Annotated in this window: 22 protein-coding genes and 1 pseudogene; 21 read left to right on the forward strand and 2 right to left on the reverse strand. The window is 73.4% G+C overall.

Going from position 1 to position 21,779, the window contains the following annotated elements; genetic code table 11:
* Positions 1–35: 35 nt before the first annotated feature.
* From ACH4K1_RS08495 to ffh, 4 genes and pseudogenes are all read left to right on the forward strand, one after another.
* Positions 36–1,394, forward strand: coding sequence for an ammonium transporter (locus tag ACH4K1_RS08495; RefSeq protein WP_398087779.1), 1,359 nt, complete (start codon positions 36–38; stop codon positions 1,392–1,394).
* Positions 1,391–1,729, forward strand: a complete 339-nt coding sequence (locus ACH4K1_RS08500) for a P-II family nitrogen regulator (RefSeq protein ID WP_398087780.1) — start codon at positions 1,391–1,393, stop codon at positions 1,727–1,729. Before ACH4K1_RS08495 ends, ACH4K1_RS08500 begins: the two co-directional genes overlap by 4 nt.
* 29 nt (positions 1,730–1,758) lie before the next feature.
* Positions 1,759–4,212 (forward strand): annotated as a pseudogene (locus ACH4K1_RS08505) ([protein-PII] uridylyltransferase); the annotation flags it as partial.
* 125 nt (positions 4,213–4,337) lie between these two features.
* On the forward strand, positions 4,338–5,891 hold the full coding sequence (ffh, locus tag ACH4K1_RS08510) for a signal recognition particle protein (protein WP_145799031.1): 1,554 nt from the start codon (positions 4,338–4,340) through the stop codon (positions 5,889–5,891).
* 110 nt (positions 5,892–6,001) lie between these two features.
* On the opposite strand, the gene ACH4K1_RS08515 is transcribed toward ffh, so the two are convergent.
* Positions 6,002–6,886, reverse strand: coding sequence for a methyltransferase domain-containing protein (locus ACH4K1_RS08515; protein WP_398087781.1), 885 nt, complete (start codon positions 6,884–6,886; stop codon positions 6,002–6,004).
* Between the two features lie 449 nt (positions 6,887–7,335).
* On the opposite strand from ACH4K1_RS08515, the gene ACH4K1_RS08520 reads away from it, so the two are divergent.
* The 17 genes from ACH4K1_RS08520 to ACH4K1_RS08600 all read left to right on the forward strand — a co-directional run bounded on the left by ACH4K1_RS08520 (position 7,336) and on the right by ACH4K1_RS08600 (position 20,684).
* A complete protein-coding gene (locus ACH4K1_RS08520; RefSeq protein WP_030197522.1) occupies positions 7,336–7,929 on the forward strand; it encodes a hypothetical protein in 594 nt (197 codons plus the stop codon).
* Positions 7,930–8,087: 158 nt separating this feature from the next.
* On the forward strand, positions 8,088–8,528 hold the full coding sequence (gene rpsP, locus ACH4K1_RS08525; protein WP_018488710.1) for a 30S ribosomal protein S16: 441 nt from the start codon (positions 8,088–8,090) through the stop codon (positions 8,526–8,528).
* Between the two features lie 2 nt (positions 8,529–8,530).
* Complete coding sequence (locus ACH4K1_RS08530; protein WP_073771547.1) at positions 8,531–8,770, forward strand: RNA-binding protein; 240 nt, start codon at positions 8,531–8,533, stop codon at positions 8,768–8,770.
* A gap of 125 nt (positions 8,771–8,895) precedes the next feature.
* Entirely contained in the window at positions 8,896–9,546 is a 651-nt protein-coding gene (gene rimM, locus ACH4K1_RS08535; protein WP_398087783.1) for a ribosome maturation factor RimM, read from the forward strand.
* Positions 9,546–10,367 carry a tRNA (guanosine(37)-N1)-methyltransferase TrmD gene (gene trmD, locus ACH4K1_RS08540; protein ID WP_398087785.1) on the forward strand — a complete coding sequence of 274 codons (822 nt, stop codon included), beginning with the start codon at positions 9,546–9,548 and terminating at the stop codon, positions 10,365–10,367. Before rimM ends, trmD begins: the two co-directional genes overlap by 1 nt.
* Positions 10,368–10,496: 129 nt before the next feature.
* Positions 10,497–10,847 carry a 50S ribosomal protein L19 gene (gene rplS / locus ACH4K1_RS08545; protein ID WP_006127901.1) on the forward strand — a complete coding sequence of 117 codons (351 nt, stop codon included), beginning with the start codon at positions 10,497–10,499 and terminating at the stop codon, positions 10,845–10,847.
* Positions 10,848–10,913: 66 nt separating this feature from the next.
* Positions 10,914–11,684 (forward strand): signal peptidase I, encoded by a 771-nt coding sequence (lepB, locus tag ACH4K1_RS08550; protein WP_398087786.1) that lies wholly within the window; start codon positions 10,914–10,916, stop codon positions 11,682–11,684.
* The gene (gene lepB / locus ACH4K1_RS08555) at positions 11,677–12,747 is read left to right on the forward strand and encodes a signal peptidase I (RefSeq protein WP_398087788.1); all 1,071 of its coding nucleotides are present in this window, start codon (positions 11,677–11,679) and stop codon (positions 12,745–12,747) included. The genes lepB (ACH4K1_RS08550) and lepB (ACH4K1_RS08555) overlap by 8 nt, the downstream gene beginning before the upstream one ends.
* On the forward strand, positions 12,650–13,540 hold the full coding sequence (lepB, locus tag ACH4K1_RS08560; protein WP_398087923.1) for a signal peptidase I: 891 nt from the start codon (positions 12,650–12,652) through the stop codon (positions 13,538–13,540). Before lepB (ACH4K1_RS08555) ends, lepB (ACH4K1_RS08560) begins: the two co-directional genes overlap by 98 nt.
* Positions 13,541–13,590: 50 nt before the next feature.
* Positions 13,591–14,349, forward strand: a complete 759-nt coding sequence (lepB, locus tag ACH4K1_RS08565; RefSeq protein WP_398087790.1) for a signal peptidase I — start codon at positions 13,591–13,593, stop codon at positions 14,347–14,349.
* Positions 14,346–14,861, forward strand: coding sequence for an NUDIX hydrolase (locus ACH4K1_RS08570; protein ID WP_398087792.1), 516 nt, complete (start codon positions 14,346–14,348; stop codon positions 14,859–14,861). Before lepB (ACH4K1_RS08565) ends, ACH4K1_RS08570 begins: the two co-directional genes overlap by 4 nt.
* Before the next feature lie 64 nt (positions 14,862–14,925).
* Complete coding sequence (locus ACH4K1_RS08575) at positions 14,926–15,234, forward strand: DUF2469 domain-containing protein (protein ID WP_003965949.1); 309 nt, start codon at positions 14,926–14,928, stop codon at positions 15,232–15,234.
* Positions 15,235–15,397: 163 nt separating this feature from the next.
* Complete coding sequence (locus ACH4K1_RS08580) at positions 15,398–15,757, forward strand: YraN family protein (protein WP_398087794.1); 360 nt, start codon at positions 15,398–15,400, stop codon at positions 15,755–15,757.
* Positions 15,757–17,370 (forward strand): YifB family Mg chelatase-like AAA ATPase, encoded by a 1,614-nt coding sequence (locus ACH4K1_RS08585; protein WP_398087796.1) that lies wholly within the window; start codon positions 15,757–15,759, stop codon positions 17,368–17,370. Before ACH4K1_RS08580 ends, ACH4K1_RS08585 begins: the two co-directional genes overlap by 1 nt.
* Positions 17,371–17,711: 341 nt before the next feature.
* The gene (gene dprA, locus ACH4K1_RS08590) at positions 17,712–18,824 is read left to right on the forward strand and encodes a DNA-processing protein DprA (RefSeq protein WP_398087924.1); all 1,113 of its coding nucleotides are present in this window, start codon (positions 17,712–17,714) and stop codon (positions 18,822–18,824) included.
* A 253-nt stretch (positions 18,825–19,077) separates the two neighbouring features.
* The gene (gene whiG, locus ACH4K1_RS08595) at positions 19,078–19,914 is read left to right on the forward strand and encodes an RNA polymerase sigma factor WhiG (RefSeq protein ID WP_228989919.1); all 837 of its coding nucleotides are present in this window, start codon (positions 19,078–19,080) and stop codon (positions 19,912–19,914) included.
* Between the two features lie 212 nt (positions 19,915–20,126).
* Positions 20,127–20,684, forward strand: a complete 558-nt coding sequence (locus ACH4K1_RS08600; protein WP_398087926.1) for a TetR/AcrR family transcriptional regulator — start codon at positions 20,127–20,129, stop codon at positions 20,682–20,684.
* Here ACH4K1_RS08600 and ACH4K1_RS08605 read toward each other — a convergent pair.
* Entirely contained in the window at positions 20,635–21,519 is an 885-nt protein-coding gene (locus tag ACH4K1_RS08605) for a peptidoglycan DD-metalloendopeptidase family protein (protein WP_398087928.1), read from the reverse strand. The two genes, ACH4K1_RS08600 and ACH4K1_RS08605, sit on opposite strands and share 50 nt — an antisense overlap.
* Positions 21,520–21,779 lie beyond the last annotated feature (260 nt).

Raw genomic sequence — 21,779 nt, forward strand, 5'->3', positions numbered from 1 at the left:
CACGCCGCGGCCGCTCCGACGACGAGGAGACGCCGATGCCCCCAGGCATCACGACGCTTGCCGCAGACGCTCCCGAGCTGTCTGCCGCCAACACCGGGTTCATGCTCATCTGCACGGCCCTGGTGATGCTCATGACCCCCGGCCTGGCCTTCTTCTACGGAGGCATGGTCCGCGTCAAGAGCACCCTGAACATGCTGATGATGAGCTTCATCAGCCTCGGGATCGTCACGGTCCTGTGGGTGCTCTACGGATTCAGCCTCGCCTTCGGCTCCGACGTCGGCTCGGTCATCGGCTGGAGCTCCGACTACGTCGGCCTCGGCGACATCGGCGTCACCGAACTCTGGGACGGCTACACCATCCCGGTGTACGTCTTCGCAGCCTTCCAGCTCATGTTCGCCGTCCTCACCCCGGCCCTGATCAGCGGCGCCCTCGCCGACCGGGTGAAGTTCACCGCCTGGGCGGTCTTCATCGTCCTGTGGGTCACCGCCGTCTACTTCCCCGTCGCCCACTGGGTCTGGGGCGCCGGCGGCTGGCTCTTCGAGATGGGCGTCATCGACTTCGCCGGCGGCACGGCCGTCCACATCAACGCCGGCGCGGCCGCCCTCGGCGTCATCCTGGTCATCGGCAAGCGCGTCGGCTTCAAGAAGGACCCGATGCGGCCGCACAGCCTGCCGCTCGTCATGCTCGGCGCGGCACTCCTGTGGTTCGGCTGGTTCGGCTTCAACGCCGGATCCTGGCTCGGCAACGACGACGGCGTCGGCGCGGTCATGTTCCTCAACACCCAGGTCGCCGCCGCGGCCGCCGTCCTCGGCTGGCTGATCTACGAGAAGCTGCGCCACGGCTCCTTCACCACCCTCGGCGCCGCCTCCGGCGCGGTCGCCGGCCTCGTCGCCATCACCCCCGCGGGCGGCTCCGTCAGCCCGCTCGGCGCCCTCGCGATCGGCGCCGTCGCCGGTGTCCTGTGCGCCATGGCGGTCGGCCTGAAGTACCGGTTCGGCTATGACGACTCCCTGGACGTCATCGGCGTCCACCTCGTCGGCGGCGTCATCGGCTCGGTCCTGGTCGGCTTCTTCGCCACCGGAGGCGTCCAGTCCGACGCCGAGGGCCTCTTCTACGGCGGCGGCCTCGAACAGCTCGGCAAGCAGCTCCTCGGCGTCGTCGCGGTCCTCGCCTACTCTCTCGTCGTCTCCGCGCTGATCGCCCTGGCGATCCACCGCACCCTCGGCATGCGGGTCTCCGAGGACGACGAGGTCTCCGGCATCGACCAGGTCGAGCACGCCGAGACGGCCTACGACTTCAGCGGCGCCGGAGGCGGCTCGGCCGCCCGCGCCACCGGCCCCGCCCCGACAGCAGCACCGCCGGCAGCACCGAAGACGAAGAAGGTGGACGCATGAAGCTCATCACCGCGGTCGTGAAGCCCCATCGGCTGGACGAGGTCAAGGAGGCGCTCCAGGCCTTCGGCGTCCACGGGCTCACCGTCACCGAAGCCAGCGGTTACGGGCGGCAGCGCGGCCACACCGAGGTCTACCGGGGCGCCGAGTACACCGTCGACCTGGTCCCCAAGATCCGCATCGAGGTCCTCGTCGAGGACGAGGACGCCGACCAGCTCATCGAGGTCGTCGTCAAGGCCGCCCGCACCGGCAAGATCGGCGACGGGAAGGTCTGGAGCGTCCCGGTCGACACCGCCGTCCGCGTCCGGACCGGCGAGCGCGGCCCGGACGCCCTCTGACCGACCATCCACGAACGGAAGGCAGCCGGGTGACGAGGACCGAAGCGACCACCGGAGCCGAAGACCCGGGGCCCAGCGGCTACGCGGCGGCCCGACTGCGCCTCCTCCAGCAGGAGGAGTGGTCCGGGCCGCCGCGCCGTGCGGCCCTCGCCCGCCTCACCGACGACTGGCTCACCGGCCTGTTCACCGCCGCGGCCGCCCGCACCGGGGTGCGCGGCGCCGCCCTCGTAGCCGTCGGCGGCTACGGCCGGGGCGAGCTCTCCCCGCGCAGCGACCTCGACCTGCTCCTCCTGCACGACGGCGCCGCCGCCCCGACCGCCCTCGCCGCCCTCGCCGACGCCCTCTGGTACCCGGTCTGGGACCTGGGCCTCGCCCTCGACCACTCCGTACGCACCTCCGGCGAGGCCCGGAAGACCGCCGCCGAGGACCTCAAGGTCCAGCTCGGCCTGCTCGACGCCCGCCCGGTCGCCGGAGACCTCGGCCTCGCCGCCTCCCTGCGCACCGCGGTCCTCGCCGACTGGCGCGGCCAGGCCCCCCGGCGCCTCCCCGCCCTCCTGGAGCTCGGCCGGGAACGCGCGGAGCGGGCGGGCGAGCTCCCGTTCCTCCTGGAACCCGACCTCAAGGAGGCCCGCGGCGGACTCCGCGACGCCACCGCCCTGCGCGCCGTGGCCGCCTCCTGGGTGGCCGACGCGCCCCGCGACGGCCTCGACCGGGCCCGCCGGGTCCTGCTCGACGCCCGCGACGCCCTCCACCTCGCCACCGGGCGCGCCACCGACCGCCTCGCCCTCCAGGAACAGGACCAGGTCGCCGCAGCCCTCGGCCTGTCCGACGCCGACCTTCTGCTGCGCCAGGTCTACGAGGCCGCGCGGACCATCTCGTACGCCACCGACGTCACCTGGCGCGAGGTCGAACGGGTCCTGCGCGCCCGCTCCGCCCGCCCGAGGCTGCGCTCCCTGCTCACCGGGGGCCGAACCCGCCAGGCCCCCGACCGCGCCCCCCTCGCCGACGGCGTGGTGGACGCGGACGGCGAAGTGGTCCTCGCCCGCGCCGCCCGGCCCGAACGCGACCCGGCCCTCCCCCTGCGCGCCGCCGCGGCCGCCGCCGAGGCCGGGCTCCCGCTCTCCCGCCACCTCGTCCGCCACCTGGCGGCCACCGCCCCGCCGCTGCCGGTCCCCTGGCCCCCCGAGGCCCGCGAGGAGCTGGTCACCCTGCTCGGCGCGGGCGAGGCCACCGTCCCCGTCTGGGAGGCGCTGGAGGCGGAAGGGATCGTCACCCGGCTGCTGCCCGGCTGGGAGCACGTCCACTGCCGCCCCCAGCGCAACCCCGTCCACACCTGGACCGTCGACCGGCACCTCGTGGAGACCGCCGTCCGCGCCGCCTCCCTCACCCGCCGCGTCCACCGCCCCGACCTCCTCCTGGTCGCCGCCCTCCTCCACGACATCGGCAAGGGCCGGCCCGGCGACCACTCCGTGGCGGGCGAGGCCATCGCCCGCGCCACGGCCGCCCGCATCGGCTTCGACCAGCAGGACACGGCGGTCGTCGCCACCCTCGTACGCCACCACCTGCTGCTCGTCGAGACCGCCACCCGGCGCGACCTCGACGACCCCGCCACCGTGCGGGCGGTCGCCGCGGCCGTGGGCGACGCCTCCACCCTGGAGCTGCTGCACGCCCTCACCGAGGCCGACGCGCTCGCCACCGGGCCCGCCGCCTGGAGTTCCTGGCGCGCCTCCCTCGTCGCCGACCTCGTCGAACGCGTCGCGGCCGTTCTCGCCGGGAAGCCCGTCGAGGAGCCCGTTGAGGGCGCAGTCGGCGCCGAGCACGAACGCCTCGCCGTCGAGGCCCTGCGCACCGGCGGCCCCGTCCTCACCCTGCACACCCGGGCGGAGGAACCCCACGGGGACGGCGAGACGGCGCCGGTCGGCGTCGAACTCCTCATCGCCCTGCCCGACCGCCCCGGCGTCCTGCCCGCCGCCGCGGGCGTCCTGGCCCTGCACCGCCTCACCGTGCGCTCCGCCGACCTGCGCGCGCTGGAGCCGCCCGGCGAGGTGGGGGAGCGGGCGGACCTGCTGCTGCTCGCCTGGCGGGTGGCCGCCGAGTACGGGGCCCTCCCGCAGGCCACCCGCCTCCGCGCCGACCTCGTACGCGCCCTGGACGGCTCCCTGGACATCCGGGCCCGGCTCGCCGAACGGGAGGCCGCCCACCCCCGCAGGCGGGGGGTCAAGGCCCCGCCGCCCCGGGTCTCGGTGGCCGCCGCGGGCTCCCGCCGCGCCACCGTCATCGAGGTCCGCGCCCAGGACGCCCCGGGCCTGCTGCACCGGATCGGCCGGGCCCTGGAGGAGAGTGCGGTACGGGTGCGGAGCGCCCATGTCTCCACCCTCGGCGCCAACGCCGTGGACGCCTTCTACGTGACCGGCGCGGACGGGGAACCGCTGCCCCCGGAACGGGCCGCCGAGGTGGCCCGCGAGGTCGAGAAGGCCCTCGGCCGACCGCCCGCGGACACCTCTCGCCAGGCAGGTTCCGGGCGAGGGCTTGGTGTTGTCCGGGGGACGGATACCCTGGAGGGCGATTGACCAGCACCCGACCCCGACCCTGAGGACCGACGAGCGCCGTGTTCGATACTCTCTCCGACCGCCTTAGCGCGACTTTCAAGAACCTCAGGGGCAAGGGCCGCTTGTCCGAGGCGGACATCGACGCCACGGCACGCGAGATCCGTATCGCCCTGCTGGAAGCCGACGTCGCCCTGCCCGTGGTCCGGGCCTTCATCGCCAACGTGAAGGAGCGGGCGCGCGGCGCCGAGGTCTCCCAGGCGCTGAACCCCGCCCAGCAGGTCGTCAAGATCGTCAACGAGGAGCTCGTCTCCATCCTCGGCGGCGAGACCCGGCGGCTGCGGTTCGCCAAGACCGCCCCCACCGTGATCATGCTCGCCGGCCTCCAGGGCGCCGGTAAGACGACGCTCGCCGGAAAGCTCGGCCTCTGGCTCAAGGGCCAGGGCCACTCCCCGCTGCTCGTCGCCTGCGACCTCCAGCGCCCCAACGCCGTCAACCAGCTGAGCGTCGTCGCCGAGCGCGCCGGCGTCGCGGTGTACGCCCCCGAGCCGGGCAACGGCGTCGGCGACCCGGTCCAGGTCGCCAAGGACTCCATCGAGTTCGCCAAGGCCAAGGTCCACGACATCGTCATCGTCGACACCGCCGGCCGCCTCGGCATCGACCAGGAGCTGATGCGGCAGGCCGCGGACATCCGCGACGCCGTCAGCCCCGACGAGATCCTCTTCGTCGTCGACGCGATGATCGGTCAGGACGCGGTCAACACCGCCGAGTCCTTCCGCGACGGCGTCGGCTTCGACGGCGTGGTGCTCTCCAAGCTCGACGGCGACGCCCGCGGCGGTGCGGCCCTGTCGATCGCCCATGTCACGGGCAAGCAGATCATGTTCGCGTCGAACGGCGAGAAGCTGGAGGACTTCGACGCGTTCCACCCGGACCGGATGGCCTCCCGCATCCTCGACATGGGTGACCTGCTCACCCTGATCGAGCAGGCGGAGAAGACGTTCAGCCAGGAAGAGGCCGCCAAAATGGCCTCCAAGCTCCAGTCGAGCAAGGGCGGGAAGGACTTCACCCTCGACGACTTCCTGGCCCAGATGGAGCAGGTCCGCAAGATGGGCTCCATCTCCAAGCTGCTCGGGATGCTGCCCGGCATGGGGCAGATCAAGGACCAGATCAACAACATCGACGAGCGCGACATCGACCGCACCGCCGCGATCATCAAGTCGATGACGCCCAAGGAGCGCGCCGAACCGACGATCATCAACGGTTCGCGCCGGGCCCGTATCGCCAAGGGCGCGGGCGTCGAGGTCTCCGTGGTCAAGAGCCTGGTGGAGCGCTTCTTCGAGGCCCGCAAGATGATGTCGAAGATGGCCCAGGGCGGCGGCATGCCGGGGATGCCGGGGATGCCCGGGATGGGCGGCGGCCCCGGCCGGCAGAAGAAGCAGGTCAAGCAGGCCAAGGGCAAGCGCAAGAGCGGCAACCCCATGAAGCGCAAGGCCGAGGAGCAGGCCGCGGCGGCCCGCCGCGAGCAGGCGGCCCAGAACGGCGGCGCGCTCGGACTGCCCGCCGGCCAGGACGCCAAGAACTTCGAGCTGCCGGACGAGTTCAAGAAGTTCATGTAGCAGACACGACGCACACCCGCGTAAGGGGCGCTCTTGAGAGAGGGCGCCCCTTACGCGTGTCCGGCCAACGGTCCGGCGGGGCCGCGCGGGGGCTCACACCGGGCGGAGGCTCACGTCACGCAGACCAGGTAGCGGAAGACGTTCGGCATCCACACCGTGCCGTCCGGCCGCCGGTGCGGGTGCAGGGCCTCCGCGACCTCCTTCTCCACCTGTGAACGGTCCGTGGCCCGCACGGCGGCGTCGAACAGCCCGGTGGAGAGCAGCCCGCGCACCGCGCTGCCCACGTCCGCGTAACCGAACGGGCAGGACACCCGCCCCGAACCGTCCGGCCGCAGCCCGGCGCGCGCCGCCACGTCCTCCAGGTCGTCCCGGAGCGTGGGGCGCCACCTGCCCGGTTCCGTACGCGCCGGCCGCGCCGAATCCGCCAGCCGGGCCGCCACCCGCAGCACGTCCGCCGTCGCGCAGCGCTCCGGCGGACCCCAGCCGGTCAGCACCACGGAGGCGCCCCGGACGGCCAGGGGGACGGCCGACCGCAGGGCAGGCACCAGCCCCTCGGAGTCCCCGGCCGCGCAGCCGATCGGCTCGAACACCGTGATCAGGTTGTACGGAGCGCCGTCCGCGCCGACGGGTGCGGGCCGCCCGTCCTCCAGCAGCCGGGCCCGGCCGCCGGCCGGGTGCGGGGAGTGCGCGGGCGCGTCCTCCCAGTCGGCTCCGGGCAGCAGCCGCGCGCGGGCCAGCGCCAGGCGCTCCCGGTCGGAGTCCACGCCGGTGACGTGCGCCCCCCGGGCCGCCGCGACGAGCATCGCCAGCCCCGAGCCGCAGCCCAGCGCGAGCATCCGGGTGGCGGGCCCGACCTCCATCCGGTCGTACACCGCTTCGTGGAGGGGGGCGAGCATGCGTTCCTGGATCTCGGCCCAGTCGCGTGCGCGGGTACCGGCGTCCCCCGACGCGGAGGCGTCCGCGTACGGCTGGTTCCGGACGAGCGTTGGTGTCATGGAAAGTTCCCCAATCCGCCAAGAGGTCGGTCGTGCCCGAGTGGACGTCCCCCGTGTGCGTGTGTTCCGCACCCCGTAGTCAGAGAACTGCGCATCGGCCGTCCCGTCCAGGGGTTGTGGAGCAGTGCTTGCGTGCCCCGGTCGTGCGCCCCGTCCCGCGATGCTCTTCGACCAGTCTTACCCGACACGCCGAGCCGGGCACGTCGAGCGGCGGCACGGGTAGTCTTCCGGGCGGATTCGCCGGGCGCGCCGACCGCCCGCGCGCCGCGCGCACGAGCCCCCGGCGTACCGCACGCTGTGCACCACCTTGGTGCGAGCTGTGCGTCTTCTCCGCAGTTCGGCGTACCCGCCCTCGTCCGGACGCATCAAGGGCGACTGACTGGTACGTGCAAATTATTTGGGATGCCCCGGAATAGGAACACCGGGGCACTCGGGCTCGTTGTCACGACGTGAGCACGACACCACCTGTACTTGCCGCAGAGCTGGCACAGGCGTGGGCCGACATTCAGCGGTACCACCCCGAGCTGCCCGATCTCGCCGCGCCCGAGTCCCTGATCGGAGAGTCCTCGTCCGCCTGTGGCGCCGAGCTCTCCTTCGAGCGACTGCTCCATGAGGCAGTCCACGGCATCGCCGCCGCGAGAGGAGTCCGAGACACCTCCCGCGCCGGCCGCTACCACAACCGACGCTTCCTCGCGATCGCCGAGGAGCTGGGCCTCGACCATGCCGAGGAACCCCACCCCAGCAGCGGATTCTCGCTGGTCACGCTGAATCCGGAAGCCAAGCGCCGGTACCGTCCGACCACCGAACGGCTGCAGCGCGCCCTCAAGGCGCACACCGTCGCCACCGCCGCCGACACCAAGCGCTCCTTCCGCGGCCCCGCCGCCCGGCACGGTTCCTCCGGGGGCGGCGTGCGGGTCAAGGCCGTCTGCGAGTGCGGACGCAACGTCCGCGTCGTCCCGTCGGTCCTGGCGCAGGCGCCGATCGTCTGCGGCGGCTGCGGCAAGCCGTTCCGGATCCCGGAAGCGGCGGTCGCGGTGGGGTGAGCCGACGGGGTGTGGCACAATGGCTAGCTGTACTCGACAGCCGCACAGGACCCCTCTCTCCTCCGGCTGACGCGTCCATCGGGCACTCCGAGTACCGCAACCCCACGTGGCATCTTCGTTGTGCCCAACCACGTCAGAGACCAGGAGACACCACTTCCGTGGCAGTCAAGATCAAGCTGAAGCGTCTGGGCAAGATCCGTTCGCCTCACTACCGCATCGTCGTCGCCGACTCCCGTACCCGCCGTGACGGCCGGGCCATCGAGGAGATCGGCCTGTACCACCCGGTGCAGAACCCTTCGCGCATCGAGGTCAACTCGGAGCGCGCGCAGTACTGGCTTTCCGTCGGCGCCCAGCCGACCGAGCCGGTTCTCGCGATCCTGAAGCTCACCGGTGACTGGCAGGCCCACAAGGGCCTCCCGGCCCCCGCGCCGCTGCTCCAGCCGGAGCCCAAGGCTGACAAGCGCGCGCTGTTCGAGGCGCTGTCCGCGGACGGCGACGAGGCCAAGGGCGAGGCCATCACGCCCAAGGCCAAGAAGTCCGACAAGAAGGCGGACGAGGCGGCCGACGCTGCCGCGTCCACCGAGTCGACCGAGGCCTGAGCATGCTCGAGGAGGCTCTCGAGCACCTCGTGAAGGGCATCGTCGACAACCCCGACGACGTGCAGGTTGCCGAGCGCACCCTGCGGCGCGGGCGCGTGCTGGAGGTCCGGGTCCACCCCGAGGACCTCGGCAAGGTGATCGGCCGTAACGGCCGCACCGCTCGCGCCCTGCGTACGGTCGTGGGCGCCATCGGCGGCCGCGGTATCCGTGTCGACCTCGTCGATGTGGACCAGGTTCGCTGATCGGCGAGTTGAACACCGGCCAGGGCCGGGGAGGGCCTTCGGGCCGTCCCCGGCCTTTGTCGTCGGCCACCGGGACGTCTCCGCGCGACGGATCGACGTCCCCACCCCACCAATCGGAGAACAGCGTGCAGTTGGTAGTCGCGCGGATCGGCCGCGCCCACGGCATCAAGGGCGAGGTCACCGTCGAGGTACGAACGGACGAGCCGGAGCTGCGGCTCGGCCCCGGCGCCGTCCTGGCCACCGAACCGGCGGCGACGGGCCCGTTGACGATCGAGGCCGGGCGGGTCCACAGCGGCAGGCTCCTGCTGCGCTTCGAGGGCGTACGCGACCGCACCGCCGCCGAGGCGCTGCGCAACACCCTGCTGATCGCCGAGGTCGACCCGGAGGAACTCCCCGAGGAGGAGGACGAGTTCTACGACCACCAGTTGATCGACCTCGACGTGGTGCTCGCCGACGGCACCGAGATCGGCCGGATCACCGAGATCTCCCACCTCCCCTCGCAGGACCTGTTCATCGTGGAGCGTCCCGACGGCAGCGAGGTGATGATCCCCTTCGTCGAGGAGATCGTCACCGGGATCGACCTGGAGGAGCAGCGCGCGGTCATCGCCCCGCCGCCCGGCCTGATCGACGAGAGCGAGGCCGTGATCGCCTCCGCCCGCGAGGAGGACGAGGCCCCCGGAGCCGGGGAAGAGGCCCCCGGGACCGAGGAAGAGGCCCCCGAGGCCGAGGGAGAAGCCCCCGGGGACGCGGGCGAGGCGTCGAGGGGCGACGGCTGATGCGGCTCGACGTCGTCACGATCTTCCCGGAGTACCTGGAACCGCTGAACGTCTCCCTGGTCGGCAAGGCCCGCGCCCGGGGCGTGCTGGACCTCCACGTCCACGATCTGCGGGAGTGGACGTACGACCGGCACAACACGGTCGACGACACCCCTTACGGCGGCGGCCCCGGCATGGTCATGAAGACCGAGCCCTGGGGCGACGCCCTGGACGAGGCCCTGGCCGACGGCTACGAGGCCGGAGCGCACTCCCCGGTCCTCGTCGTCCCCACGCCCAGCGGCCGGCCCTTCACCCAGGGGCTCGCCGTGGAGCTCTCCGCCGAGCCGTGGCTCGTCTTCACTCCGGCGCGGTACGAGGGCATCGACCGCCGGGTGATCGACGAGTACGCCACCCGGGTGCGGGTCGTCGAGGTCTCCATCGGGGATTACGTGCTGGCCGGCGGGGAAGCGGCCGTCCTGGTGATCACGGAGGCGGTGGCCCGGCTGCTGCCCGGTGTCCTCGGCAACGCCGAGTCCCACCGGGACGACTCCTTCGCCCCGGGCGCGATGGCCGACCTCCTGGAGGGCCCCGTCTACACCAAGCCGCCCGAGTGGCGCGGCCGGGCGATCCCGGACGTCCTGCTCAGCGGCCACCACGGGAAGATCGCGCGCTGGCGGCGGGACCAGGCGTTCGCCAGGACCGCCCTCCACCGGCCCGACCTGATCGAGCGGTGCGAGGCGAGCGCCTTCGACAAGAAGGACCGGGAGATCCTGTCCATCCTCGGCTTCGCCCCGGAGCCCGGCGGCCGATTTTGGCGCAGGCCCCCCGCCGTGGAACAATAGGCCGCTGCTGTACGTCCGGTGTGCGCCCCTGCCACAGGGGGAAAGCCGCCCGCCCGACGCGATCAGCCCTCCGAACTCTCCACGACATTCCGTCGATGACCTGTGGCATCGGCGAAGAAAGCAGAAACCATGGCTTCCCTGCTCGATGACGTCAATGCCGCGACCCTCCGGTCGGACGTCCCGGCGTTCCGCCCCGGTGACACCGTCAACGTCCACGTCCGCGTGATCGAGGGCAACCGCTCCCGTATCCAGCAGTTCAAGGGCGTCGTCATCCGCCGCCAGGGCGCGGGCGTCAGCGAGACCTTCACGGTCCGCAAGGTCTCCTTCAGCGTCGGCGTCGAGCGCACCTTCCCGGTGCACAGCCCGATCTTCGAGAAGATCGAGCTCGTCACCCGCGGTGACGTCCGCCGCGCCAAGCTGTACTTCCTCCGTGAGCTGCGCGGCAAGGCCGCGAAGATCAAGGAGAAGCGCGACAACTGAGCTGTCGCCCGGCCATCCCCCTGGGGGTGACCCGTCCACACCACGGCCGGATAAACTTCGGCCGCGATGGACACCCAAGCACAGCACGCGGAGCGCGACCGCTCCTCGGAACCCGACGCGGGGGCCGAGGAGGGGTCGCGCTTTTCGCGTACGCGGGCCCGCTTCGCCGCCGCCCTCTCCTGGCGGCGGGTGCTCGCCGGATCCGTCCTGGCCGCCGCCGTCCTGCTGCTGGTCAGCTCCTGGGTGGTGCAGCCCTTCCTGATCCCCAGCGGTTCGATGGAGCCGACGCTGAAGGTCGGCGACCGGCTCCTGGTCAACAAGCTGGCCTACCGCTTCGGCGCCGAGCCCGAGCGCGGTGACGTGGTGGTCTTCGACGGCACCGGCTCGTTCGTACGCGAGGAGCCCGACGCCGACCCGGTGGCCGGGTTGGCCCGCAGGGCGGCGGCCTCCCTGGGGCTTGCCGAGCCCGCCGACAGCGACTTCGTGAAGCGGGTGGTGGGCGTGGGCGGCGACCGCGTCGTCTGCTGCGACGCGCGGGGCAGGCTGGCGGTCAACGGCACGGTGGTGGACGAGCCGTACCTGCACCCCGGCGACACCGCCTCCCGGGTGCCGTTCGCCATCGTGGTGCCCGCCGGCACGCTGTGGATGATGGGCGACCACCGCAGCCGCTCCAGCGACTCCCGCGACCACCTCGGATCGCCCGGCGGCGGCATGGTCCCGGTGGAGCGGGTGACCGGGCGGGTGGACTGGCTGGGCTGGCCGCCGGCGCGGACGGGCTCGACGCCGGGGACCGACGCCTTCGCCGACGTACCGGCCCCCGGCGCGGCGCATGGGTAACCGCGGGCGTCCGCGCGGCGCGTCCGACCCGGAGGCGTCCCCGCCGACCGGGCCCCCCACGCCGCGCTCGCTGCCCACCCGGGCGGAGCGCCGCCGGCTGGCCAGGAAGGTCCGCCGCAAGCGCCGCGGCTCCGCGGTGAGGGAGATCCCCGTCCTCGTCGTCGTGGCGCTGGCGATCGCGCTCGTCCTGAAGACGTTCCTGGTGCAGGCGTTCGTGATCCCGTCCGGATCGATGGAGCAGACCATCCGTATCGGCGACCGGGTGCTGGTGGACAAGCTGACGCCGTGGTTCGGCTCGAAGCCGCAGCGCGGCGACGTCGTGGTGTTCAAGGACCCCGGCGGCTGGCTGCGGCAGGAGGACGCCGGGGCGAGGGACGACCCGCCGATCGGCGTCAAGCAGGCCGCCGAGGCGCTGACGTTCATCGGGCTGCTGCCCTCCGACGACGAACAGGACCTGATCAAGCGGGTCATCGCGGTCGGCGGCGACACGGTGAAGTGCTGCGGCGAGGACGGCCGGGTCACCGTCAACGGCGTACCGGCGGCCGAGACCTACCTCCACCCCGACGACCGGCCCTCGACCATCCCGTTCGAGGTGAAGGTCCCCGAGGGGCGGCTGTTCGTGATGGGGGACCACCGGTCCGACTCCGCCGACTCCCGCTTCCACCTCGACGAACCCGACCGGGGCACGGTCTCCGAGGAGGAGGTCGTGGGGCGGGCCGTCGTGATCGCCTGGCCGTTCGGCCACTGGAGCACCCTGGAGGAGCGCGACGCCTTCTCCGCGATCCCCGAAGCGCGGGCATCGGAAGCGGCGGGTCCGGAGCCGTCGCATAGTGTGGCACCTCCGGATCGGGACGGAATGGTCCGGCTCCCGACCCCTGCGGAACTCCCGCTCGTTATGGGAGTGGTGGGCCTGCGCCGGATCGGGCGCGGGCAGTGGCACGTATTGAGGAGTGGATGTGGGGGATTTGGCGGTCGGCGCACGATCCGGACACGGCGAACCCGAGGACCGGCCGGAGCGCGACGAGTCTCCCGCGGGCGGGGCGGCGGTCCCGCCGGAGGGTGAGAACGGGACCCCGGGCGGCGGCAGGCCGCCCAAGAAGCAGCGGTCCTTCTGGGTGGAGCTGCCGCTGCTCGTCGGTATCGCGCTGGTTCTGGCGCTGTTGATCAAGACGTTCCTGGTCCAGGCGTTCTCGATCCCCTCGGACTCGATGCAGAACACGCTGCAGCGGGGCGACCGGGTGCTGGTGGACAAGCTGACCCCGTGGTTCGGCTCGGAGCCGGAGCGCGGCGAGGTCGTGGTCTTCCACGACCCGGGCGGCTGGCTGGAGGACACCGCGACCCCGGAGCCCAACGCGGTGCAGAAGTTCCTGAGCTTCATCGGCCTGATGCCGTCCTCCGAGGAGAAGGACCTGATCAAGCGGGTCATCGCGGTCGGCGGCGACACCGTGGAGTGCAAGGAGAACGGACCGGTCAAGGTGAACGGGAAGAGCCTGGACGAGAAGTCGTTCATCTTCCCGGGCAACACCCCGTGCAACGACAAGCCCTTCGGGCCGATCACGGTGCCGGACGGCCGGATCTTCGTCATGGGCGACCACCGGCAGAACTCCCTGGACTCGCGCTACCACCAGGAGCTTCCGGGCCAGGGCACGGTCTCCAACGACGAGGTCGTCGGCCGCGCGGTCGTCGTCGCCTGGCCGCTGGGCCGCTGGGCCACGCTCCCCGTCCCCGGCACCTTCGACCAGCCGGGTCTGAACGCGGCCGCCGCGATGGCTCCGGCGGCACTGGGCGTAGCCGGAGCGGTGCCCCTCGTGTTGTGGCGCCGCCGGAGGCTGACCGCGGGGCGTACCGCCGGGTAGGGTGCCGACTCGGATCAGCGATTGCCGATCTCCGACGGGGGAGCGCTGGGATGAGCGGTACGGGAAACGAGCAGGACGGCCGCGGCCGGTTCGGCGCCATGGTGTCGGGTCTGGCCGTGGCCGTCGGCTGTGTGCTCTTCCTCGGCGGTTTCGCCTGGGCGGCTGTGGTCTACCAGCCGTACACGATCCCCACCGACTCCATGGCCCCGACGGTGCAGCCGGGCGACCGGGTGCTCGCCGAGCGGATCGACGGCGCCGAGGTGCGCCGCGGTGACGTGGTGGTCTTCACCGACGAGGTCTGGGGCGCCGTCCCGATGGTGAAGCGCGTCGTCGGCGTCGGCGGTGACAAGGTGGCCTGCTGCGACGAGGGCGGCCGCCTCACCGTCGACGGCGCCCCCGTCGACGAGCCGTACCTCGACCGGGGCCCGGCCGCATCCGGAGGCGGGAAGGCCCCCGCCTCGCCGGAGGAGTTCTCCGCCACCGTGCCCCGCGGCAAGATGTTCCTGCTCGGCGACGAGCGGGCCACCTCCCTGGACTCCCGGGTCCACCTCCAGGACGCCGGCCAGGGCTCCGTACCGCTGAGCGCCGTGCGGGCCCGGGTGGACGCGGTGGCCTGGCCGATGGACGGCATGATCGACCGGCCCTCCTCGTTCGCCGCGCTGCCCGGCGGGGTCTCCACCGCCGGGCCCCTCCCGCTCCAGCTGGGCGTGATCGCCGTGGGCGCCGTCCTGATCTTCTGCGGAGCGCTGTACGGGCCCGTGGCGGCGCGCCTGGGCCGTCGGAGGACGCCCGCCGGAGCGTCCCGGTGACCTCCGGGGCCCTCCCGGCGCCCTCCGGGGCCGGGGCTCGCAGGGTCGCTCGGGTGGTCTTGTTGGACCCCGACGACCGGGTCCTGCTGCTGCACGGGCACGAGCCGGACGATCCGTCGGACACCTGGTGGTTCACGCCCGGGGGCGGACTGGAGGGTGACGAGAACCGCGAGCAGGCGGCCCGTCGCGAGCTGGCCGAGGAGACCGGCATCACGGACGTCGAGCTGGGCCCGCTGCTCTGGACCCGGATCTGTTCCTTCCCCTTCGACGGGCGGCGCTGGGACCAGGACGAGTGGTACTACCTGGCCCGTACGACACAGACGGACACCGCCCCGCAGGGCCTCACCGACCTGGAACGGCGCAGCGTCGCGGGGCTGAGGTGGTGGACCTCCGCCGAACTGCTCTCGACGCGTGAGACGGTGTATCCGACCAGACTCGCCGAGCTGCTGCGCACGCTCCTCGACGACGGTCCCCCGCGCGATCCGCTGGTTCTGGCCCCCGAAATCGTCTAATCGTTCAGGGACGCCCGAGGCTGACGCACAATGGGGGCACGCACGGCTGAAGGGGAAACATGCCATGAGCGCCGAGGACCTCGAGAAGTACGAGACCGAGATGGAGCTGAAGCTCTACCGGGAGTACCGCGATGTCGTCGGTCTGTTCAAATATGTGATCGAGACCGAACGGCGCTTCTACCTCACCAACGACTACGAGATGCAGGTGCACTCCGTCCAGGGTGAGGTCTTCTTCGAGGTGTCCATGGCGGACGCCTGGGTCTGGGACATGTACCGGCCCGCGAGGTTCGTCAAGCAGGTCCGCGTGCTGACCTTCAAGGACGTCAACATCGAAGAGCTCAACAAGAGCGATCTGGAACTTCCGGGAGGCTGACCCCCGCGGTCCGCCCCGCCGCCGGACCGCCGATACGCGCGTCGCAGCGGACGACCCGGTCACCCGTGGGGGTGGCCGGGTTTTCCACATCCACCGGGTTGTCCACCAAGATCCACATCTTTCGGCGGCCCGGGCCACAGTCGGTGCCGGAGGTGGTGCCGACATGAACGCACGCGGGGCACTCGGGCGGTACGGCGAGGATCTGGCGGCGCGGCTGCTGACCGGAGCCGGAATGACGGTGGTCGAGCGCAACTGGCGCTGTCGCGCCGGAGAGATCGACATCGTGGCCAGGGACGGTGACGCCCTGGTCTTCTGCGAGGTGAAGACACGCAGGTCAGGTGGGTTCGAGCATCCGATGGCGGCGGTCGGCCCGGTCAAGGCGGACCGGCTGCGGCGGCTCGCCGAGATCTGGCTCGACCGGCACGGCGGGGCACCGCCGGGCGGGGCCCGCATCGACCTGGTCGGGGTGATCGTGCCCCGTCACGGGGCCCCCGTCACGGAGCACGCCCGGGGGGTGTCCTGATGGGCTTCGCCCGCGCGTGTTCCGTGGCGCTGGTCGGCGTCGAGGGGGTGGTGGTGGAGGTCCAGGCGGACCTGGAGCCGGGGGTGGCGGCCTTCACCCTGGTCGGGCTGCCGGACAAGAGCCTGGTCGAGAGCAGGGACCGGGTGCGGGCCGCCGTGGTCAATTCCGGGGCCGAGTGGCCGCAGAAGAAGCTCACGGTGGGGCTCTCCCCGGCCTCCGTGCCGAAGGGCGGTTCGGGGTTCGACCTCGCCGTCGCGTGTGCCGCGCTCGGGGCGGCGGGACGGATCGCTCCCGCCGCGATCGCCGATGTGGTGATGATCGGCGAACTGGGTCTGGACGGCCGCGTCCGTCCCGTGCGGGGGGTGCTGCCCGCCGTCCTGGCCGCCGCCGAGGCGGGGTACGAGCAGGTCGTCGTCCCCGAGCAGTCGGCCGGGGAGGCGGCGCTGGTGCCGGGCGTCTCGGTCCTCGGAGTCCGCACCCTGCGCCAGCTCATCGCCGTCCTGTGCGACGAACCGGTGCCCGACGAGCCCGCCGCCGGCCGGGGACGCTTCGACGCCGGGACGGCCGGACTGGCGCTCCCCGGTACCGGGGTCGGGGCCGGGTTCGCCGCGTACGGCGACGCCCACCGGCCGGACCTGGCGGACGTCGCGGGCCAGCCACGGCCGCGGCAGGCGCTGGAGGTGGCGGCGGCCGGCGGCCACCACCTGCTGTTCACGGGCCCGCCGGGTGCGGGCAAGACCATGCTCGCCGAGCGGCTCTCGGCGGTGCTGCCGCCGCTGACCCGGCAGGAATCCCTCGAAGTGACGGCGGTCCACTCGGTGGCGGGCATCCTCCACCCGGGTGAACCGCTCGTCTCCCGGGCGCCTTACTGCGCCCCGCACCACTCGGCGACCATGCAGTCCCTGATCGGCGGGGGCAACGGGATCCCGAGGCCCGGAGCGGTATCGCTGGCCCACCGGGGGGTGCTCTTCCTGGACGAGGCCCCGGAGTTCTCGGGGAAGGCGCTGGACGCGCTGCGCCAGCCCCTGGAGTCGGGGCACGTGGTGGTCGCGCGGGCGGCGGGCGTGGTGCGGCTGCCCGCCCGGTTCCTGATGGTGCTGGCCGCCAACCCGTGCCCCTGCGGCCGGCACACCCTCGCCGGGGCGGGCTGCGAGTGCCCGCCCTCCGTGGTCCGCCGCTACCAGGCACGCCTGTCCGGGCCGTTGCTCGACCGGGTGGACCTGCGCGTCGAGGTGGAACCGGTCGACCGCGCCGCCCTCCTGGGCCGGGGAGGCCGGGGCGAGCCGACGGCCGTCGTCGCCGCGCGGGTGCGGGACGCCAGGGCACGGGCGGCCGAGCGGCTGGCCGCCACCCCGTGGACCACCAACAGCGAGGTGCCCGGCCATGAGCTGCGCACCCGGCTGCCGGCGGCCCCGGGGGCGCTGGCGGCGGCGGAGCGGGATCTGGAGCGCGGGGCCCTGACGGCCCGGGGCCTGGACCGGGTGCTGCGGGTCGCGTGGACCGTGGCGGACCTGCGGGGCGCGGACCGTCCGGACGCCTCCGACGTGGCGGTCGCCCTGGAGCTGCGGACGGGCGTCCAGCGCGGGGTGCCGCTGGGGGCGGGGCAGCGGTGAGCAGCGGGGGCACGGGGGAGCGGGGACGGGTGTGCGGGCCGGGGGCGGCAGCCCGGCGGCACGCGCTGGAGCCGGGCGGCGGGCGGGAGCCGGAGGTGGAGCACGACCGGGGCCATGACCGGGCCGGGCCGAGGGGCGGCGGCGCCGGACGGGGGCGGGACGGCGACGGGGCCCGCGAAGGCGGCCGGGGCCGGGGCGGCGACGGGGAGCGGGACCGGGATCCCGACGGGGAGCAGGACCGGGGCGGTGGCGGGAACGCGGACGACCGGGACCGGGACGGCTCCGGCGGCCGGGGCGGGGAGGGGGAGTCGGCGCGGTCGGCCAGGGCTGCCTTGACGCGGGTGCTGGAGCCGGGGGACGAGCGGGCCGGGCGGTGGCTCCGGCAGATTGGCCCGGACGAGCTGCTGCGGCGGCTCATGGCCGAGGACGGTTCCGCCGGGAGGCTGCCGGGGATGACCGCCGCACGGCTCGACGGGTACCGGCTCCGCGCCGCCGCCGCGGACCCGGTGCGGGACCTGGCGGCGGTCGCCGCGGCCGGCGGGCGCTTCGTCTGCCCGGGGGACCGGGAGTGGCCGAGCCAGCTGGACGACCTGGGCGACGCCCGTCCCGTCGGGCTCTGGGTGCGGGGCTTGCCCGACCTGCGGCTCTGGTCCCTGCGCTCGGTCGCGGTGGTCGGTGCGCGAGCCTGCACCCCGTACGGGGCGCACATGGCGGCCGCCCTCGGCTCCGGGCTCGCGGAGCGCGGCTGGGTGGTGGTGTCGGGGGCGGCGTTCGGGGTGGACGGCGCCGCCCACCGGGGTGCGCTGGCGGCGGGCGGAGCGACGACGGCGGTGCTGGCCTGCGGAGTCGACGTCCCCTACCCGCGCGGCCATGCGGAGTTGCTCGGGCGGGTGGCTCACCAAGGGCTCGTCGTGGCCGAGTTGCCACCCTCTTCCCACCCCACCCGCAGCCGGTTCATCCTGCGCAACCGGGTCATCGCCGCTCTGACCAGAGGAACGGTCGTGGTCGAAGCGGCCCTCCGCAGCGGCTCGCTGGCCACCGTCCGTCAGGCGCAACGGCTCGGCCGGTTCGCGATGGGGGTGCCCGGTCCGGCCACCAGTGGGCTTTCGGCAGGGGTCCACGAGCTGCTGCGCGGCGAGGGCGTACTCGTGACCGACGCGGACGAAGTCGTCGAGCTGGTGGGGGACATCGGCGACCTCGCGTCGGCCCGCCGAGGACCGGTGCTGCCCAGGGACCACCTGGACGCGGGCGCGATGAACATCCTCGACGCGCTCCCTTACCACGGGGTCGTCCACCCCCGTGACCTCGCCCGCGCGGCGGGGACGTCCGCCGACGAGGCCCTCGGCCGTCTGTACGAACTTCACTCACTGGGGTTCGTCGAACGGGAGGGCGACGGCTGGCGGTTGACGCCCCCTTCCCCGTGCAACGACGACGCGCGGCGGGGCGGTACTTGACCTGGAGCATTCGGGTGAAAAGGTAAGGCCGATGACCTCGCACGATCGATCGGTGACCTGTCCGGGGGCCGCGACCACGGCTGCGGTCGCGGCCCCGGCGGGCTCGGACGGCGGGATGCGCGACGCGCCGTCACGCCGTCCGGATCTCCCGTCCTGCGCGGACCGCGACGCTTCAGTCACGCTACGCTCACAAGGATTCCGCCCCAGACACAAGTCCCCCAGCACTTCACGGCAGAACGGCTCAAGGCACCACATGCCCCAGCACACCTCCGGGTCTGACCGCGCGGCAGTACCACCGCTTGCGCGTGGCACTGTGCGCCCTCCCGGCCCCTCCTCCCTCGACGAGTTGTGGCGTTCCTACAAGGCCACGGGCGACGAGCGGCTGCGGGAGCAGCTGATCCTGCACTACTCGCCGCTCGTCAAGTACGTCGCGGGGCGGGTGAGCGTGGGGCTGCCGTCCAACGTGGAGCAGGCCGACTTCGTCTCCTCCGGGGTCTTCGGACTGATCGACGCCATCGAGAAGTTCGACCTCGAACGGGCCATCAAGTTCGAGACCTACGCGATCACCAGGATCCGCGGGGCGATGATCGACGAACTCCGTGCCCTGGACTGGATTCCGCGTTCCGTGCGGCAGAAGGCGCGCAACGTGGAGCGGGCGTACGCCACGCTGGAGGCGCAGTTCCGGCGTACGCCGTCGGAGGCCGAGGTCGCCGCGGAGATGGGCATCGCCCTGGAGGAACTGCACGCGGTTTTCAGCCAGTTGTCACTGGCGAACGTGGTCGCCCTGGAGGAGTTGCTGCACGTCGGCGGCGAGGGCGGCGACCGGCTGAGCCTGATGGACACCCTGGAGGACACGGCCGCGGACAATCCGGTGGAGGTCGCCGAGGACCGCGAGCTGCGAAGACTCCTCGCACGGGCGATCAACACCCTTCCCGACCGCGAGAAGACCGTGGTGACCCTCTACTACTACGAGGGGCTGACCCTCGCGGAGATCGGCAACGTCCTCGGGGTGACCGAGAGCCGGGTCAGCCAGATCCACACCAAGTCCGTGCTCCAGCTCCGGGCGAAGCTGGCCGACGCGGGACGCTGACGCCTCCGCCGGCCCCGCGCCCTCCTCCGCCGGCGCCGCGCCCTCCTCCGCCGGCTCCGCGCCCTCCTCCCGCCGCCCTCGCCCCCTGCCTGCATCCGCCATCCGCCGCCGTGCTCCACCGCTTCCTCCGGCCGTCCGATCGGCGGCCGTGCCCTTCCGTCCCGTGCGTGCCGCCGTAGAGTGGACACGTGCCCAGGATTCGAGCGGCCTCCGTGGCCGAGCACCGGACCATGCAGCGCGGCGCCCTCCTGGACGCCGCGCGCTCCCTGTTGTCCGAGGGCGGTACGGAGGCGCTGACCTTCCCCGCACTCGCCGAGCGCACAGGACTCGCCCGGTCCTCCGTGTACGAGTACTTCCGCTCGCGCGCCGCCGTCGTCGAGGAGCTGTGCGCCGTCGACTTTCCGGTCTGGGCGGCCGAGGTCGAGAACGCCATGCGGCGCGCCGAGACGCCCGAGGCGAAGATCGAGGCGTACGTGCGCCGGCAGCTCGACCTCGTCGGGGACCGCCGCCACCGCGCGGTCGTCGCGATCTCCGCGAGCGAGTTGGACGCGGGAGCCCGGGAGAAGATCCGCGCCGCCCACGGGGGGCTGATCGCCATGATCGTGGAAGCGCTCGGCGACCTGGGCCACACGCAGCCGAGGCTGGCGGCCATGCTCCTCCAAGGCTCGGTCGACGCCGCCGTGCGCAGGATCGAGCTGGGCGTCGCGGAGGAGCCGGACGTCATCGCGGACACCGCCGTCGCGATGGTCCTGCGCGGTGTGAGCGGCTGACCCGGGCTGCTGCGGCGGCGTCCGGGCCCGTGCCCGGCTCGGGCACTCCGAACACCGGCAGCAGCCGCGAGGGGCCTCTCCGCAGCAGGGAGGGCGGGAGCAGCGAGAGCGGATCCAGATAGACCTCCCCGCGTCGGAGCCCCCAGTGCAGACAGCCCGCCGCGCAGTGGAACGGCCCGGCCTCCAGCACGGCGACCGGCTCTCCCGCGCGGACGGCGGCCCCCTTCCCGACCAGCGCCCGTACCGGTTCGTACGTGGTGCGCAGCGGCGGGGAGCCGCTGCCGGCCACCTCCACCGCGAGCACCCCGCGTCCCGCCACCCGCCCGGCGAACGACACCCGGCCGTCGACGGCCGCCAGCACCTGGGATCCCGCCCCCGCCGCGAGGTCCACGCCGCGGTGGCCGGGCCCGTACGGGCCGGCGGGCGGCTCCCACCCCCGTAACACCGCGGGCCTCCCCGCCAGCGGCCAGCTCCGGCCCCCGCCCTTGTGCCCCGAGCCCGCCTCCGTCTTCGGGCCCGCCTCCGTGGCGGGGACCGTCTCCGTCTCCGAACCCGTGTCGGCGTCCGCAGCGGCGCCCCCGCCCCTGCCGGTAGCCGCGCTCCTGCCCGCGTCCGCGCCCCCGCCCCCGCCGGTGTCCGGCTGCGGTGGGGGCGTCGGAGCCGCGACGGCCACGACGGCCGCGACGGCCGTGCCGGGCGCCGAAGACGCCGAAGACGCCGAAGACGCCGAAGACGCCGAAGACGCCGAAGACGCCGAAGACGCCGAAAACGCCGAAAACTCGGCCACCGGCGGAGGCCCCGACGCCGGGAGCCGCGCGTACAGCGTGAGGGCCATGAGCAGCACGGGCGCCAGGAGGGGAGCGAGCCTGAGCAGAGGGCGGGGGGCGGGGAAGCGGCGCAGGGGGCCGGTGAGCGGGCGCATGCCGTCACCTTGGCCCGGACGCCGGAATTCCGGGGATCACCGGGCGCTCCCTGTGGACTACCCGCCGGTTGTGGACATCTCCGCCACCCGTCCGTGAAATCCGTGAAACCCCCGCCACCCGTCCGTGACCGGGCCGCCGCCCGGCCGTCCACCTCACCGCCACCCGTCCGTGG

This window comes from Streptomyces sp. NPDC017448, from assembly GCF_044330565.1.
Taxonomy (GTDB): Bacteria; Actinomycetota; Actinomycetes; order Streptomycetales; family Streptomycetaceae; genus Streptomyces.